Here is a 14,911-nt window from a genome sequence, read left to right on the forward strand (position 1 = left end):
TTACCCCTGCGCAATCCCGGCAAGCTGTTGCCGAAGCTCACCGATCACGGCCGCAGCCGATTCATGCTGCTCTCCGTAGGCCTGCTGAATGCTCTTGCGGGTCTGCAGCAGCTTCTCCTGATAATCCGGTGCTTCGCGGTCCGGGTTATCCTGCTTGAATGCAGCCATATGCTTCTGGACATGTGCAGGCCGCGGTCCCCACTGACGGAGTACGTTCCCGCCGGAATCCACTATAAGGACGACGGGAATCGAGCGTCCGCCAAACGTGAGGAACTGATCCATCGTTTCCAGATGCTGCTCCATCACAAGCACCTCGGTGGTCACTTCAGCAGCCTCCAGCGCTCGGAAAATGGCCGGCACATTACGCAACACATCTCCGCACCAGTCTGCTGCCAGTATAAGCACCCGCACATCCTTGCCCTTCAGGCTCTCGAAAAATTCACGATCCTCATCCGAGCTCCATTTAAAGGCATCGTAATTGCTTTGAAAAGCCTCTTTGTTCTTCTCCATGCTGTCCATAAATTGTCTCGGCGTGATGCCGGTGCCCAATTTATGCGCTACATTAACGGCCATGCTGCGCCCTCCCTTTTTTCAGCTTCATCCATTTAATTATAAAGTAAATGATGAGGATTGCCAAAGCGCCAAGCAGGAATTCCCGGATGTACGGAGAGGCCATCTCATGAGCTTGCTCCCACTGATCTCCAAGCAGCATCCCCAAATAGAGAAACAGGGCGGTCCAGGGTATGACTGCCAGGGTGGTGAGGAGGGTAAAGCGTCCGAGGTTCATTTTGGAGATGCCTGCAGGAATCGAAATGGCATGCCGGACCACGGGCACAAAGCGGGCGGTGAAAATGACGCCGGTGCCATATTGGCTGAACCAGTCTTCTGCGTAGTCGATGTGCTTTTTATGGATGAGGAGATATTTGCCGTAGCGCTCCAGAAAAGGCCTTCCCCCATAGCGTCCGATCCAGTAAACGAACAGCTGGGCCAGTACCCCGCCCGCGGTTCCAAACAGCATGGCTCCCGCAAAGCTGATCTGCCCTTCGGACACCAGATACCCGCCGTAAGCCAGTACAATCTCGCTCGGAATTACCTCCAGCATCAGTCCCAGCATTATCCCGAAAACCCCCAAACCTTGAATCCATTCAAACAAACCGGCAATGCCATTCATGATTGCATCCATATTTTATTAATCCCCCTGAGCTAATGTAGTCCCGGATTGTGAAATCCTGTGCGGCTCTGCGGCCGGATATCTCATATGTATTCTCCGGCTTCAAAGGACATGCATCCCGCCCAAATAAGGATCGCCTTGTGTCTTCCGCCCGGCCGGGCACATATCGTGAAGAAAGGAGTGATGCCCATGCATACCCCATACAGCAAGCAGGATGGCATCCGTCCCCCGTCCCCACGGGGTATTCGGCGCGCCTGCAGCAAGGAGCTGTACCGGACCGTCAAGCGGCTGAAAACGTACATTGAGCCCGAGCTTGTCAAGCAGGGAGAAGAATTGTATTACCGGAAGGTCATTGGCAATCTGATCTGGATTCATGAGAATTACAGCAACAAAAAGCTGCTGTGCGACTGGTGGGACACCGAGGTGTCCGCAGAGCTGGCCGAGCTGTGGCAGGTGCCGGAAAAAGCGCTGCAGGGGGCTTTTCGCAGCGCTTTTGGAGGGGCTTGAGCGCGGGAGCTTTGAGTCCGGCAGGAGCGGATGCGAGCCGCTTGCAGGCAATGCCGTGGCGTGGTGCGGTAGTGCGGGGCTCGGCATGAACAGGTGCAGCCGGCACGCTTTAGCGGGGCGGCTAGGAGCGCGGGTCAGGAGAAGCTTGCCCGGCGGAAGGGCGGCTTGTTTCACCGTTAGCGGCAAGCAGAATGATGATGAGCCAGACCAAGCCATAGCTCCAATCGAAATCAACCGCGCTGTGAATCAAGAGCGCAAGCAGCGGGGTCCATTGTGCCGCCTGCCTGCTTACGCTGACTGCCCTGCATAAGGTCCAGAGCAGAAGAGCAATGCCTGCTGCGGAGATCAGGCCCAGATTGAGCAGCCAGTCCAGGTAACCGCTATGAACCTCGGCAGCCGCATAAGACTGGCTCTGGAAGAAGCTGTACGTTCTCCACGTATCCCCGCCCTGCCCGAACCAAGGGGACTGCTGGAACAGCTGCCAGGCATCACGGTACATGAACAGCCGTGATGCCATCGTCCCCCCTTGTGGATCCAGCCGGGTATGGATCTGCGACCCAATTGCCACAGCCGCAACGGCGTATAGCAGCAAGGATGCCAGCAGCGCGAGGTGGGCGCGGGGCGACGCGAGGTGGGCGCGGGACAGCGCGAGGTGGGCGCGAGACAGCGCGAGGTGGGCGCGAGACAGCGCGAGGTGGGCGTGAGACGGCGCGAGGCGGGCGCGGGACAGCGCGGCGCCTGCGGGCTGGCTGCGAAGCAGCCCGCAGGCCAGCCACCGGCCGGCGATGCTCCCGCCGGCCCACAGCCCGGCCAGCCATAGCAGGCCGGGCAGCACCGCAGGAGCCAGCTGCGCCTCGGCCAGCTGGCGATAGAGCAGCGCCGCGCCCGCGAATGGCGCGGCTGCCGCCGCCAGGAGCAGCGCGGCACCGCGCCGCTCCGCGGCAAGACCGGCCGCCGCTGCCATGGCGGCCGCAAGCCAGGCGCCGCGCGACTCCGTCAGGAGCAGCGCGGCGGCGTAGGGCAGAAGCGGCAGCAAGGCAGCCGCTTCACGCCCCGAGCCGGTGCGGCGCTGCAGCGCACCGGGGAGCGCAAACAGGCGCTCCAGCAAAAAGGCGGCCATCACGGCCCCGAACGTGTTCGGGTACTGAAGGAGGCCGCCGAGCCTCGCGCCTGCAGCGCTAATGGCAGGGTCTGCCGTCCGCAGAATAGCGTCCGGCAGCTCCAGCACCCCATACACGGCAAGCAGTGCGCTTCCGCATAGCACAGCTCCCGTACCGTGCCAGGCCAGCCGCAGCCAGCTTCTCCCTCCGTCCGTGCGGCTCAATCGCCAAGCCGTCAGGCCTGCCGCAGCGCACAGACTCCAATGAAGCATTTCACGCTGGGTGCCCTGCACCGAAACCGGGCCGCTGATCAGATGAAAGCCGTATGCAGCTGTCATCATTATGCTGAGCAGCAGCAGCGGCATCACTGCAGGCCGCATAATGACAGCGGAAGGATGATTCCCCATAGCAGCCTGCCCTGCGGCGAGCCCCGCCTCATCTCCAGCGGCCAGCACTTTACTCCCTTCTGCCGCCGGCCTCACCGCCAGCACCGCGCTTGCAGCCAGACAGAAGCCTCCAGTCACAGCAGCCACCCCGTACATCTCATGATCAAAAAACAGCCCCGTCTGCAGACACCCCATCCCCAGCATTGTCAGCAGCAGGATACCCAGCATGCCAGTGACCATACTTACCCCTCCCTTGACGCACTTGATCCTACAAGTGTCGCCGCCATGCCGGGAGATTAACCGCCGTACAGGCGTAAAAAAAAGAGAACTGCCCAAAGGCAGTCCCCCCACTCTTCAACTCAGCTTTCTCGCCTACTCCTGCGGCAGCAAATCCCGACAGGCACGTTCCAGATAAGGCGATGCCTGCAGGAAATCCCGAAAAGCTGTATATTCACTCCACAGCCGTGCACGGTCGCCGGCATTGCCTTTTACAGCGCGGATCAGGATATTTTTCGGGGTATGCTCCATATCAATAAACTCCAGCAGCTGGCTTTTGTAGCCCATCAGATCCAGCAGCTTGGCCCGAATCCCGTCTGTCGCCAGCGCGGAGAAGCGCTCCTTCAAAATCCCATGCGACAGCAGCGGCTCCAGCACCGGGCTTTCGATCTGGCTGAACAGCTCGTGCTGACAGCAAGGGACGGACAGAATGACCGAGGCATCCCACCGAACAGCCTTTTCCAGGGCTGCATCCGTTGCAGTATCACAGGCATGCAGCGTAACCACCATATCGACCTGATCCAATTCGTCATAATCGGCAATGTCCCCGACAAGAAACCGCAAATTCCCGTATTCCATTCTTTTCGCCAGCAAACTGCAGTGTTCGATGACATCCGCCTTCAGATCGAGTCCGACAACATGCAGCGTTCTTCGAGCTTTTACCGCCAAATAGTGATATAGCGCAAAGGTCAGATACGATTTCCCGCAGCCGAAATCCACAATTGTAAGCGCGCGGTCCTGGGGCAAATGAGGGAGGACATCCTCCACCATCTCCAGAAATCGGTTGATCTGCTTGAACTTATCGTATTTTTTGGCAAAGACCTTGCCTTCCTCATTCATGATCCCCAGCTCAATCAAGAAAGGCACCGGCGTCCCTTCCTCCAAAATGTAAGCTTTCTTGCGGTTATGGGCGAGCATCAAATCATTCTTGGACTTGGTCGGCGATTTGGTTAAAATCGAGACCTTGAACTTCTTGGAGATCAGCACCTGATAATCGGCTTCTGCAGTGCAGAACAAGGCCTGGCGGAAAACCTCCTCTACGAGAGAGGTAAGCACGCCGGCAGCTTCGTCCGGCAGTACATTCTGGTGATTGACCTGTGTTGCTGTATAGTAAGCGATCTGATAGTGTAATTGCCCCTTTAGCTCTACAGGCTTTATAGTGACTTTGTTATAGGCGGCTCCTTCACGCTTGCGGAGCTGACTCAAGGTACCGGTAATGAGGGAGGCCTCCTCCATCATCTGTTGGATTAGTTTACGCAGTGCTTCCAAAAGGGTCTTCCCTCTTTCATGTTGGATTGTACAGCCGTTTCGTTCACATCCTCCATCATACCACCTTCGTCAATCCTTCCAAAATCCCATGCCTTTCTAGCTATTTCATAGAAAAAAGCATCCTTGACCCCCATCCGAAATAGTCCGGGAAAGGATCAAGAATGCTTGCTGTATCCATTAAGATGAAAACACAGAGGACAGGAAGGAGTCCATCGTGCGGGCCAGCTCCTGCGGCGCTTCCATCATGCTCATGTGGCCGGCTCCTGAGATTACAGCCTGGGTAACATTGGGATGATCGGTCGTGAACACCCGCTCTTCGGGAATGAGCTCATCCTTCTCACCGGCTACCAGCAGCACAGGTAATGTGGTTGCAGACAGCACGTCACGACGGTCCGGACGCTCCCGCATCGCCAGCGCGGCTCCCACCGCACCCTGTGGAGGGGTTTGATACCCGATCTCCTTGGCCTTCTGGATGGAGCCTGTTTGGATCTCCCGGTTACCCGGAGCAAACAGCCCCGGAATCAGGCTGTCGATAAAATCTGTAATCCCTGCACCTTGAATCGTGCTCACAGCTTTCAGACGCTTTTCCTTCGCTTCATCCGAATCACTGTAGCCGGTGGAGTGAATAAGCCCGAAGCCATTCAGGCGTTCGCTATGACGCTGGGCAAAGGACAATGTAATATATCCGCCCAATGAATGTCCAAGCAGTACGGCCTTTGGCACCTCCAGCTCATCCATCAGCATCAATACATCATCCGCCATTTGTTCTATGGTATACGGCCCCATCGGTGCATCGCTCTTCCCATGACCCCGAAGGTCAGGGACAATGAACCGATAGCCGTGCAAATGAGGCAGCACAGGTTCCCAATAAGAAGAGCTTCCGCAGAAGCCGTGAAGTAAAATGACCGGCTCACCCTGTCCTTGCTCCAGATAACAAATCGTTTTACCGTTACAAATTACTTTTTCCAAGAGAACCCCTTCTTTCTTAGGCTGACGACTCTATAGAGGCATCAGCTAAAGTTCATTCCAGCTATAATATACAGTATTAAACCCGATTCACGCTGGAATGAAACGGCTGGATCAAGGAATAAGCCTAAAGGCCGATGCGGCTGCATCCGCAATCCGGGACGCCATATCCATGACCCTGTGAAGAGAGGTCGACTGTAAGGTCCAATACGGCTTTGGACCCTTTTCATTCACGACTGCAGCGATGCTGTAGTGACCGACGCGGGGTAAAGAAAGGCCTACGGATTCTGCCGGGCTAAGCGGACCTTGGCCTGCGAGAAAGCTGCCGACGGAGGCACGCTGTCCCAGACAAGCATCAATCGCCACGATATCGTATGATGTTCTGGGATGGAGCCAAGCTTCTCCTCGATACTCTGCGCATCACAAGGATCCGGCAGCGTGCCGATGACATGGGGGAAGCCATGCGCCGCCAAGCGGCTTCCTGTCAGTGGACCCAGTGCGTCACCGGTAGAGCGGTCTGTTCCAATACAGACCAAGGTCAGGTGATCTGCAGATACTTCCCTGGCAATCGCAGCAAAAAATAGTGGAAGCTCTTCCCCCGCAAGTCTGGCCTTTCTGGTGTATATCCCCTGCCCCTTAGGCTCTGTTTCCCTGTTCATTCCGTTTTCCTCCTTGCAGCACGAAACGACAGAACGTCCCGTTCTGCCTTATTCTCAACCGATTGTAAACCATTCCGGCGCCACTGGCAAAAAGGATTACCTGCACCTGTCCTCCCATGGTACAATACAAGGAACGCACAGCTGTTAGGATGGAGCCGGAAGATTCATCTCCTGGCGCCTGCAGCATATATGGAAGGAGTGTAAGAAGGTATGAATTTGAATGAGAAGAACCGGGAGAATCTGGAGTTCATGATCGAGCAGATCAAGCTGAAGCTGCGCATGGCTTCAGGGGCGGCCATGCAGCCATCCGCTTTCTCGGAAGAACAATATGAAGATATTCGTGATGTGTACGACATTGTGATGACCAAGAGCAATATGAGTATTTCCGAGGTGGAAGCGATCGTATCCGAGTTGGGACGCCTGCGCGGCCGCTAGCACCGTTTCAGCCTCCTAGGGCCGCACATATTGCGACTACATGGATCGGCACGACGATAAAAGAGGGGCTCTACCAAGCTATCATCAGCTTGATAGAGCCCCCCTTTTCGTACTTAGGCTTTAACGCTGGAGTGTAAATACGGTCTCCACATGCCCGACCTGCTGACCGCCGTCATTCAACAGCTTCCGGGTGTAGGTCTGGCGAAGCTTCTCCAGCATCGGCCGGCTGCCGCTGCCGAGCTGCTCCAGAATGGATTCCGTAATCCACGCCCACTCCTCTTCAGAGCCATCCAGAACCTTCAGCACAATGCCGAGGCGCTCCTTCTTGAGCCCAAAGCAGAATATGCCCTTGAAGCCTCCCTTGGCAATAATATTGTCATCCTCCATCAGCAGTGTATCCAGACGGTTTCTGCCGCCGACCATATAAGGGTGACTTGTCATAGCCGACGTAATTACCTGTACCGCAGCCTGCATGCCGGGATCCGAAATCAGATCCGGACAAGCCAGCTTGACATAAGCAGCCGCCAGGGATTGCAGCGGCAAAGCGAACACGGGAAGACCGCAGCCGTCAATGCCCACCGAGATCTGCTCTACAGTCAGGCCGCTCATGGACGCCATGCTGTTCAGCACCTGCTGCTGCAGCGGATGAGACGGATCTTCATAGCCTTCCATAGGAAACTGCTGCAAGCTGCAGCTTGCCAGCATGCCCAGGTGCTTTCCGGAACAATTATGGTAGAGCCGACGCATCCCGGCCCCGTTCAGGAGCAGCTGGTCCCGGCTCCGCCGGTCCAGCGGATAGCTTGGTGCACAGACCAGCCGTTCTTCTTCAACCCCCAGCTTCATCATGAGGGCGGCGAGCACGGCCTGATGCTCCGGCTCCCCTCGGTGAGAGGAAACGATGACTGCAAGCTCCTGCTCTGTCAGCCCATAATGGGTATGCACACCCGCCATGATGGAAGGAATGAGCTGCAGCGGCTTGGCAGACGAGCGGGTAAAGGCCAGATGGCTCGGATCTCCAGCCCATGCGGCTAATGCTCCGGTGTCGTCCACGACAGCGATATGCCCGCTGTGCAGACATTCCACCACGCCAGCTCGATATTCTGTAATTAATGCGGTTTCCATAGCGGTTCTCTCCTTCAATTCTATCTCATGCCTGCAAGCATTCTGATCGGTATCCTTAGTATGAGCTTCATTAGTATAATACAAAATCTATTCTCCTTCAGCAGGCCGGTTTATTGTTTCATATCAAGGTCGGAGGTTTAAATACGGAATAAGCAAGCCTGCGCAAGCCAATGCACCTAAAAGGAGGCGATACTTATGTGGGGCATCGTAATCAGCATCGTAATGGCTATCATTATCGGCATTATCGGAGACGCCATAGTGGGCCATGATATGCCAGGAGGCATTATTGGTTCCATGATCGCCGGCTTTATCGGCGCTTGGCTTGGACCGGTCATACTGGGTTCATGGGGACCTGTTATTGGCGGATTCGCTATTGTCCCTGCGATTATAGGCACCGCGGTATTCATTTTCATCCTGGGACTGGCATCGAAAATGCTCCGGCGTGCAGCCTAATCACCTTGTTTTAACGTTTACACCCTATACTAATTTAAGGAGTGATTATGATGAATCAACACGAACAGGATTATACAAACCAAGGGAATTCCAATTTCTTTAAAGGGGCATTTATTGGTGCTCTAGTCGGTGCAGCGGCAGCGCTGTTGTTCGCACCGAAGCCGGGCAGCGAAATGCGCGGCGATCTGACTGAGAAGATCAATCTGGTGTCTGACAAGACGAAGGAAGTAGCCGGCGTTGTCGGCACGAAGGCTTCCGAGCTTGCCAAAACCGTAAGCACGAAAGCTACCGATGTCATGTCTACAGTGAATGAGAGCCGCAACAATGTGATGGCCAGCTTCAAGCAGGCTTCCACAGAAGTAGCTGATGAAGCTGCGGCTGCTTCGGAAGAAGTAATGGATAAGGAAATGGAAGCTTCTGCGGAGGTCAGCCAGGAGCTGAAATCCACGAACAACTCTCACTAAGCACATGATTGAGAATGAAATAGCCAGCTGACACAGCTGGCTATTTTTTATCCCAGGACATGCCATACATCTTGTACAGAAAGGGTGGGAAGAGGAATGAGCAAAGCCAATCCATATCCAATGAATGCAGCTACGGGCAGCCGCACACGAAACGACAGCACACGGCGAGAGTCGGTTTCTGAAGAGAAGCCGCAGCAGCATGCATATGAAGTCAATGAGCATCCCTTCGAGCTCCGGCATGAGGTGAAGCGTCTGAATACCCGGCTGGATAAGGTAGCCGATACGCTGGAGCGTGCCGACTTCAAAGATATCATTGAGAATTATATGAATCCCAAGCGGAGACTGATCACGAACTTTACGGCCGGTCTTGCTCGTGGTTTAGGCTTAACTGTCGGTACTGTGGTCGTATTAAGCTTACTCGGTTATCTGCTGAGCCTGTTCGTAGACCTGCCTCTCATCGGTGATTATATTGCCCAGCTTCAAGGATATATTGATCAGGCTAGATAAGAGGACGGTCCCCCAAGGAATCATGCGACTTGAGAGATATCCATATTTTTAAGTAAAGACCGTGTATATAAAATAACCAGCCCAGGGTACTGCACTGGGCTGGTTATTTCTCTTTATTCGCTTTTGCCGCCCGTTTTAGCAGGTGATTTCGGTATTCATAAATTCTTTTTTCGCGATTTGACGTTCAGCAGATCTCCGGTCCAATTCTTTCGCCACATCCAGATGTATAATAGTCCGGTAAATACTAGGGTCAGCACCATAACCGCGGTAAACCCCCAGCCTGCTTTGGTCATGGGTAACCGATCGAAATTCATACCCCAAATCGCCCCGACCACGGTGGCTGGTGTTAGCAGAACCGTGAAGATCGTCAGCGTCTTCATAATCTCGTTGCCGCGGAACCCGGAAACCGCATCGTCAATAGATATCAGAGTTTCAATTTCCCGGTGATAATGCATAAAGAGCTGCTCCATACGCTCTACCCGGTGCAGCAGCTGCAAATAAAACCGATTGTCCTTCACCCGGTCCTCATAGCCTTCTTTCGTAGCCGCGATTAGCTCTTGAAAGGGAATGAACAGGTTGTGCCAGAAGAGCAACTCGAAGCGCAGCGACAATATCTGATCCATTAGATTCCGCGCATTGCGCTTTCGCATAATACTTTCGACCTCTCGCAAGTGGGCTTCAAACCGATCCATCCCGGCATGAAAATAATGAAGAATCGCCCGAGCTAGTATGAACATCCCTTCAATGGGCCGCGAGCATTGCTTCATCATCGCAATTCGGTCCGGTTTCAGCATAAGCTCCCGGGTATGCTGATCCAGATTGAAGGTTATAAAGACGTCGTTATCCAGATAGAAATACAGCTGCTTGTCCTTCTGCTCCTCCGGCTTGTCTTCTTCATCCTGCTTCAAATCCTCCGCCGTTTTGTATAGTATGGAGCCCATCATCACCGGCTCCGAACCATCTGGAAAGCGCACAGACAAATAATTACGATCTTTAAAGGTAGGAGCCAGCTTGCACCACTCCTTCAGGGAGGGATAGCTCTTGATCAAAGGCTCCAGGAGATCATCCTGCCAGTCTGATACTTTAAGATCATACCAGGTCCATTCCTGTGCCAGCTCATGGACATGCTGCCCATCCTGCTCCTTAATTGCTTTCATAAGTTCATTCCCTCCTTCCTATAGTCATCACCATGTTAAAAAGGGTACGCACTTCCGATGTGGAATAGCGTACCCCTTATATCATCTTCCTGACATATATGCAGAAGAGTTTGCCCATATCAGTAAGAAGAATTGGACATGATCTGCTTCAACTTCTCTGTAGCGCGTTTCTGGATACGGGATACACTCATTTGCGAGACGCCCAGCTTCTGGGCGATTGCCCGCTGTGACTGGCCCTCTTGGAATGCGAGCAGCAGTACCTTCTGCTCCTGCTCCTTCAGCTGGCTGAGAGCCTGCTGCAAATCCATACGCTTCTCGACAGAGTCAAAATCATTGACATCGGAGCTAATGAGCTCACCAAGCGTCGCACCCGTTTCCTCTTGAGAGAGCGGAGAATCCAGGGATACATAGTGATAGCACTCCCGGCCGGCAAGCACTTCTACTGTTTCCTCCACAGTAAGGCCCAAATGCTCGGCAATCTCATGCACATCCGGCGAACGCTCCAGCTTGACCATCAGCTCGTCGATGGCCTGCTGCACCAAGGCACCCTTCTCCTTGATCCGGCGAGGCACCTGTATGTACCAGGATTTGTCTCGAAGGAAGTTCTTCATATGGCCGATCATGCTCTTCATCGCGTAGGGCTCAAACGGAATACCCAGGCTGATATCGTATTGCTGAAGCAGCCGGATAAGCGCCATCTGACCCACCTGATACAAGTCTTCGTAGAGATCAGGTCGATTTCTGGCAATCTTGCCGGCTGCCATGCGAACCATCGGCTCATATTTTTGAATAAGGACGGTGGCAATATCGTTATCCTTGGTCTGCTGATATTCCCAAATCAGGCCAATTGCCTCATCCTTGGACTCTGGGGGAGTCACTTTATCATTCATACCGGCTCCTCACTTCTCGCAAGTCGTTTGGTAAGAACAACCTCTGTACCCTTTCCTGCCTGGTTTTTGATGCTCACCTCGTCCATAAGCGCCTCCATAAGATAGAAGCCGAGACCGCCGATCTGAACATCGCTAAGCTCCTTATCATGAAGAGTCTCGGAGCCGCCAACCCGATTATTACTTTCGAAACTCTCCCCTTCGTCTCGAACGGTAATCGACAGGGATCCAGAGGTCACATCAAAAATAACGTCTACCATTCCGCCCTGCTGACCATAGGCATACAGCACGGAGTTGTTGCAGGCTTCTGAAACGGCTACCTTCATATCTTCAATCTCTTCATACGAGAAGCCGATCTTGGAAGCTATGCCGTAAAGGTTCAATCGAACAATATCTACATATTCTGCACTGGCTGGCAGATTCAACGTAATTCGTTGCGCATCAGTATTCATGCTTTTCGATCCTTTCCTATTGGGAGTTCCGCTGAGGGGCAAAAAATTTGGCAATACCTGTCATGTCAAACAGCTTCTGAATCTGCGGAGGAACTTCCTCCACCCCGAAGCTTGCTTCCATGCCATGTCGCGCTTTGAGAATGGACAGCAGAATGCCAATGCCTGTACTATCAATATATGTCATTTCCTTCATGTTCACGACTAAGTCCATTTCCGCGTTACTGACCAAGGGCTCCATGACCAACCGAAAATCCGGTGCAACGGAAAGATCCAGCTCTCCGCTCAAAAACACCGTGCATACCTTGTCATTCATTTGCGTTGTGGCGTTAAACTTATCTTGATTCGTTGTATTCATAGACACTCTCTCCCGACATATGTTTTCTCTACTGATAACCCTTAAAACAGAGGTTTGAAACAAGCAAGCGACCAAAGCACACAATCCAATTACTGGGCAGGATCAGGTTGAGAGTAAAATGAAGTGTATTTTACCGTAAAGGGCTTAAGCGTGGTAGACCCTCCAGTCATCCTCCGGGGCGTGAATCAGACCTTCGTGAGCGGCCTCATGTCCCGTAAACGAATAATGCTTCAGCAAATGCCTCACACTGCTCATCTTCACAGGCTTGCTAATGTACTCATTCATTCCCGCTTCCAGACAGCGGACCTGAATCCCTTCCATGACATTCGCAGTCATCGCAACAATAATTGTGTCCTGCCCCGGGAGACCACTGCTGCGAATGAGGCGTGTCGCTTCCAGCCCGTCCATCACCGGCATCTGCAGATCCATAAATATCATGTCATACGTCTTGCGGGAAGCCAGGAACACCGCTTCTCTTCCGTTCTCCGCCATTTCTGCAGAAAAGCCAAGCTTGTCGATCATACTAACTAAAAGCTTGCGGTTAATCGGATGATCATCTACAACCAGGATACTCGGCTCTTTATCCTTTGCTTTCAGGCGCAGACGCTCCGGCGGCTCGTTCAGTCCATCCTTATCTTCTTCATCCTCATAACACTCTACTTCGATTGTAAAGACGAAGGCAGCTCCGTCTTCTTCACTGGACTCGACATGGATCTCGCCGCCCATAAGCTGCACGAGTGATTTACAAATCGCGAGCCCCAGTCCCGTCCCCCCATATTTTCGGGTCATCGAAGAGTCCAGCTGAGAGAATGGCTTGAACAGGTAGTCCAGCTTCTCGGCAGAAATGCCGATTCCTGTATCCCGCACTGTAAATTCCAGAGTCATACGCTGCCCCGTGCTTTCCTTCAGTGTCGTTTCCAGATAAACTCCGCCTTGATTCGTGAATTTCACGGCGTTCGATACCAGGTTGATCAACACCTGGCGCAGACGCCCCATATCTCCGTAAATCATCCGGGGAATGGACTGCTCCACGAAGCAGTCCAGCTCCAGCTTCTTCTTGGAGGCCTCGGCCGAGAACAAGCCGGCTACCTCTTGAACGCAGGATTTCAGCTCGAACGGATGCGCCTCCAGCTTCATTTTGCCGGATTCCATCTTCGTAAAATCAAGAATGTCGTTAATAATGGACACCAGCGCATCGGCGCTGTTACGAATAATATCTGCATATTCTCTCTGCTCATCCTGCAATTCGCTTTCCATTAACAGGTCAATCATGCCGATGACTCCGTTCATGGGCGTGCGGATCTCGTGGCTCATCATGGCAAGAAACTCGGTTTTGGCCCGGACTGCAATCTCTGCAGCATCCTTCGCCTGCACCAGCTCCTGATTAATACGCTCCAACTCCTGCGTCTTCTGATGAAGCAGCATGGATTGGGTCTTCAGGCGCTGGTTGGACAAATACATGTCCACGAAGCCCTCAATCTTGGACTTTAAGATTTGAGGGATGAAGGGCTTGACCATGTAGTCAATAGCGCCTGCGGAATAACCTGCAAACAGGTGCTCCGCTTCCTTACTGTTCGCAGAGATGAATATAATCGGGATATCTTTCGTTTTATCACGTGCCTTGATCAGCCGAGCTGTTTCAATGCCGTCCATACCGGGCATCTGAACATCCAGAACAATGACAGCAAAATCATACTTCAACAGGCACCGCAGGGCTTCTTCACCTGAGGTCGCTTTGACAAGCTTATAGTGCACACTGTCGAGTACAGCTTCTAGTGCCAGCAAATTTTCAGGGCGGTCATCTACCAGCAGAATATGAATCGGTTCTTGAAACCCCATGGAATCCTCCTATAAAACTATCTATTTAATCTTTCGGTAAATCTTCTCCGTCCGGTCAAGAGCCTTATATGCTTCGCTGAAGCTTGTAAAATGAATCGACTCCTTGGCTCCCAGCACCAGAATACCGAAATGACTTAAGCTCTCGTGAAACAATCCGTGTACATGATCACGGAGCTCGTCGTTAAAATAAATCATTACGTTTCTGCAGAAAATAACATTGAATTCATTAAATGAGCGGTCTGTGGCCAAATTATGCTCGGCGAAAATCATGTTCTTTTTGAGAAACGGGTGGAAAATCACTGAGTTATATTTAGCTGTGTAATATTCAGAGAACGAGCGCGTGCCGCCCGCCTCCAAATAGTTCTTCGTATACTGCTTCATTTTCTTAATATCAAAGACGCCTTCTTTGGCTTGCTGCAGCGATCTGGAGTTCATGTCTGTGGCATAAATCCGCGCCTTGTCATAGAGTCCCTCTTCATGCAGCATGATCGCCATCGAGTACACTTCCTCACCGGTCGAGCAGCCTGCATGCCAGATGCGAATATAAGGGTAAGTTCGCAGCAACGGAATCACCTTCTCGCGGAAGGTGAGAAAAGCCTGCGGATCTCTGAACATTTCCGTCACCGGAATAGAAAGGCTGAAGATCAGCCGTTCAAAGCAGTCCCGCTCGTGAAGCACCTTGTTCTGCAGCGCAGAGATCGTAGTCAGCCCTTCAGCATATACATGATGCCAAATTCTCCGCCTTAGGGAAGGCACCGCATAATTGCGAAAATCATAGCCGTAATATTGATGGATGCCATTCAGCAGCAGCTCCATTTCAATCTGTTCCAGCTCGGTTTCATTCTTCTCTTCCATATTCAGCTTCAAGCTCAATTCCGTTAAATCATCGGATGACATACTTCGCAC

General features: G+C 52.9%; 17 protein-coding genes and 1 pseudogene. 5 read left to right on the plus strand and 13 right to left on the minus strand.

The window, feature by feature from the left end; translation table 11 throughout:
- On the minus strand, window positions 1–573 hold the full coding sequence (locus ACH6EH_RS12820; protein WP_397332593.1) for a thioredoxin family protein: 573 nt from the start codon (window positions 571–573) through the stop codon (window positions 1–3).
- Window positions 563–1,183, minus strand: coding sequence for an undecaprenyl phosphate transporter UptA (uptA, locus tag ACH6EH_RS12825; protein ID WP_138226980.1), 621 nt, complete (start codon window positions 1,181–1,183; stop codon window positions 563–565). Before uptA ends, ACH6EH_RS12820 begins: the two co-directional genes overlap by 11 nt.
- 177 nt (window positions 1,184–1,360) lie before the next feature.
- Between uptA and ACH6EH_RS12830 the strand changes: the two genes are divergently transcribed.
- Window positions 1,361–1,678: a hypothetical protein gene (locus ACH6EH_RS12830; RefSeq protein WP_138226981.1), complete on the plus strand. Its 318-nt coding sequence runs from the start codon at window positions 1,361–1,363 to the stop codon at window positions 1,676–1,678.
- A gap of 121 nt (window positions 1,679–1,799) precedes the next feature.
- On the opposite strand, the gene ACH6EH_RS12835 is transcribed toward ACH6EH_RS12830, so the two are convergent.
- The 4 genes and pseudogenes from ACH6EH_RS12835 to yyaC form a co-directional block, all read right to left on the minus strand.
- Window positions 1,800–3,404: an O-antigen ligase family protein gene (locus ACH6EH_RS12835; RefSeq protein WP_397332594.1), complete on the minus strand. Its 1,605-nt coding sequence runs from the start codon at window positions 3,402–3,404 to the stop codon at window positions 1,800–1,802.
- 132 nt (window positions 3,405–3,536) lie between these two features.
- On the minus strand, window positions 3,537–4,679 hold the full coding sequence (locus ACH6EH_RS12840) for a class I SAM-dependent methyltransferase (protein WP_397332595.1): 1,143 nt from the start codon (window positions 4,677–4,679) through the stop codon (window positions 3,537–3,539).
- A gap of 207 nt (window positions 4,680–4,886) precedes the next feature.
- Window positions 4,887–5,678, minus strand: coding sequence for an alpha/beta fold hydrolase (locus ACH6EH_RS12845; RefSeq protein WP_397332596.1), 792 nt, complete (start codon window positions 5,676–5,678; stop codon window positions 4,887–4,889).
- A gap of 111 nt (window positions 5,679–5,789) precedes the next feature.
- Window positions 5,790–6,334 (minus strand): annotated as a pseudogene (gene yyaC / locus ACH6EH_RS12850) (spore protease YyaC).
- A 210-nt stretch (window positions 6,335–6,544) separates the two neighbouring features.
- Here yyaC and ACH6EH_RS12855 point away from each other — a divergent pair.
- A complete protein-coding gene (locus ACH6EH_RS12855; protein WP_397332597.1) occupies window positions 6,545–6,769 on the plus strand; it encodes a DUF1128 domain-containing protein in 225 nt (74 codons plus the stop codon).
- Between the two features lie 120 nt (window positions 6,770–6,889).
- Here ACH6EH_RS12855 and ACH6EH_RS12860 read toward each other — a convergent pair whose 3' ends face one another.
- Window positions 6,890–7,891, minus strand: coding sequence for an asparaginase (locus tag ACH6EH_RS12860; RefSeq protein ID WP_397332598.1), 1,002 nt, complete (start codon window positions 7,889–7,891; stop codon window positions 6,890–6,892).
- A 195-nt stretch (window positions 7,892–8,086) separates the two neighbouring features.
- Here ACH6EH_RS12860 and ACH6EH_RS12865 point away from each other — a divergent pair, with 195 nt between their 5' ends.
- The 3 genes from ACH6EH_RS12865 to ACH6EH_RS12875 all read left to right on the plus strand — a co-directional run bounded on the left by ACH6EH_RS12865 (window position 8,087) and on the right by ACH6EH_RS12875 (window position 9,315).
- Window positions 8,087–8,344 (plus strand): GlsB/YeaQ/YmgE family stress response membrane protein, encoded by a 258-nt coding sequence (locus ACH6EH_RS12865; protein WP_138226987.1) that lies wholly within the window; start codon window positions 8,087–8,089, stop codon window positions 8,342–8,344.
- 50 nt (window positions 8,345–8,394) lie between these two features.
- Window positions 8,395–8,808: a YtxH domain-containing protein gene (locus ACH6EH_RS12870; RefSeq protein WP_397332684.1), complete on the plus strand. Its 414-nt coding sequence runs from the start codon at window positions 8,395–8,397 to the stop codon at window positions 8,806–8,808.
- A 96-nt stretch (window positions 8,809–8,904) separates the two neighbouring features.
- Window positions 8,905–9,315 (plus strand): DUF5665 domain-containing protein, encoded by a 411-nt coding sequence (locus ACH6EH_RS12875; RefSeq protein ID WP_397332599.1) that lies wholly within the window; start codon window positions 8,905–8,907, stop codon window positions 9,313–9,315.
- A gap of 155 nt (window positions 9,316–9,470) precedes the next feature.
- On the opposite strand, the gene ACH6EH_RS12880 is transcribed toward ACH6EH_RS12875, so the two are convergent.
- The 6 genes from ACH6EH_RS12880 to ACH6EH_RS12905 all read right to left on the minus strand — a co-directional run bounded on the left by ACH6EH_RS12880 (window position 9,471) and on the right by ACH6EH_RS12905 (window position 14,902).
- The gene (locus ACH6EH_RS12880; protein ID WP_397332600.1) at window positions 9,471–10,472 is read right to left on the minus strand and encodes a magnesium transporter CorA family protein; all 1,002 of its coding nucleotides are present in this window, start codon (window positions 10,470–10,472) and stop codon (window positions 9,471–9,473) included.
- Window positions 10,473–10,591: 119 nt separating this feature from the next.
- On the minus strand, window positions 10,592–11,362 hold the full coding sequence (locus tag ACH6EH_RS12885; protein WP_397332601.1) for a sigma-70 family RNA polymerase sigma factor: 771 nt from the start codon (window positions 11,360–11,362) through the stop codon (window positions 10,592–10,594).
- Window positions 11,359–11,811 carry an anti-sigma B factor RsbW gene (gene rsbW / locus ACH6EH_RS12890; RefSeq protein ID WP_138226990.1) on the minus strand — a complete coding sequence of 151 codons (453 nt, stop codon included), beginning with the start codon at window positions 11,809–11,811 and terminating at the stop codon, window positions 11,359–11,361. The genes ACH6EH_RS12885 and rsbW overlap by 4 nt, the downstream gene beginning before the upstream one ends.
- A 16-nt stretch (window positions 11,812–11,827) precedes the next feature.
- The gene (locus ACH6EH_RS12895) at window positions 11,828–12,166 is read right to left on the minus strand and encodes an STAS domain-containing protein (RefSeq protein WP_397332602.1); all 339 of its coding nucleotides are present in this window, start codon (window positions 12,164–12,166) and stop codon (window positions 11,828–11,830) included.
- A gap of 144 nt (window positions 12,167–12,310) precedes the next feature.
- Complete coding sequence (locus ACH6EH_RS12900; protein ID WP_397332603.1) at window positions 12,311–14,005, minus strand: response regulator; 1,695 nt, start codon at window positions 14,003–14,005, stop codon at window positions 12,311–12,313.
- Window positions 14,006–14,026: 21 nt separating this feature from the next.
- On the minus strand, window positions 14,027–14,902 hold the full coding sequence (locus ACH6EH_RS12905) for a CheR family methyltransferase (protein WP_397332604.1): 876 nt from the start codon (window positions 14,900–14,902) through the stop codon (window positions 14,027–14,029).
- Window positions 14,903–14,911 lie beyond the last annotated feature (9 nt).

The sequence above is a fragment of the Paenibacillus sp. JSM ZJ436 genome (genome assembly GCF_044383795.1).
Taxonomy (GTDB): Bacteria; Bacillota; Bacilli; order Paenibacillales; family Paenibacillaceae; genus Paenibacillus_AQ; species Paenibacillus_AQ algicola.

Coding starts and splice junctions, on each gene's coding strand:
- ACH6EH_RS12820 (WP_397332593.1), bottom strand. CDS start 573: ATGGCCGTTAATGTAGCGCATAAATTGGGCACCGGCATCACGCCGAGA.
- uptA (WP_138226980.1), bottom strand. CDS start 1,183: ATGGATGCAATCATGAATGGCATTGCCGGTTTGTTTGAATGGATTCAA.
- ACH6EH_RS12830 (WP_138226981.1), top strand. CDS start 1,361: ATGCATACCCCATACAGCAAGCAGGATGGCATCCGTCCCCCGTCCCCA.
- ACH6EH_RS12835 (WP_397332594.1), bottom strand. CDS start 3,404: ATGGTCACTGGCATGCTGGGTATCCTGCTGCTGACAATGCTGGGGATG.
- ACH6EH_RS12840 (WP_397332595.1), bottom strand. CDS start 4,679: ATGATGGAGGAGGCCTCCCTCATTACCGGTACCTTGAGTCAGCTCCGC.
- ACH6EH_RS12855 (WP_397332597.1), top strand. CDS start 6,545: ATGAATTTGAATGAGAAGAACCGGGAGAATCTGGAGTTCATGATCGAG.
- ACH6EH_RS12860 (WP_397332598.1), bottom strand. CDS start 7,891: ATGGAAACCGCATTAATTACAGAATATCGAGCTGGCGTGGTGGAATGT.
- ACH6EH_RS12865 (WP_138226987.1), top strand. CDS start 8,087: ATGTGGGGCATCGTAATCAGCATCGTAATGGCTATCATTATCGGCATT.
- ACH6EH_RS12870 (WP_397332684.1), top strand. CDS start 8,395: ATGAATCAACACGAACAGGATTATACAAACCAAGGGAATTCCAATTTC.
- ACH6EH_RS12875 (WP_397332599.1), top strand. CDS start 8,905: ATGAGCAAAGCCAATCCATATCCAATGAATGCAGCTACGGGCAGCCGC.
- ACH6EH_RS12880 (WP_397332600.1), bottom strand. CDS start 10,472: ATGAAAGCAATTAAGGAGCAGGATGGGCAGCATGTCCATGAGCTGGCA.
- ACH6EH_RS12885 (WP_397332601.1), bottom strand. CDS start 11,362: ATGAATGATAAAGTGACTCCCCCAGAGTCCAAGGATGAGGCAATTGGC.
- rsbW (WP_138226990.1), bottom strand. CDS start 11,811: ATGAATACTGATGCGCAACGAATTACGTTGAATCTGCCAGCCAGTGCA.
- ACH6EH_RS12895 (WP_397332602.1), bottom strand. CDS start 12,166: ATGAATACAACGAATCAAGATAAGTTTAACGCCACAACGCAAATGAAT.
- ACH6EH_RS12900 (WP_397332603.1), bottom strand. CDS start 14,005: ATGGGGTTTCAAGAACCGATTCATATTCTGCTGGTAGATGACCGCCCT.
- ACH6EH_RS12905 (WP_397332604.1), bottom strand. CDS start 14,902: ATGTCATCCGATGATTTAACGGAATTGAGCTTGAAGCTGAATATGGAA.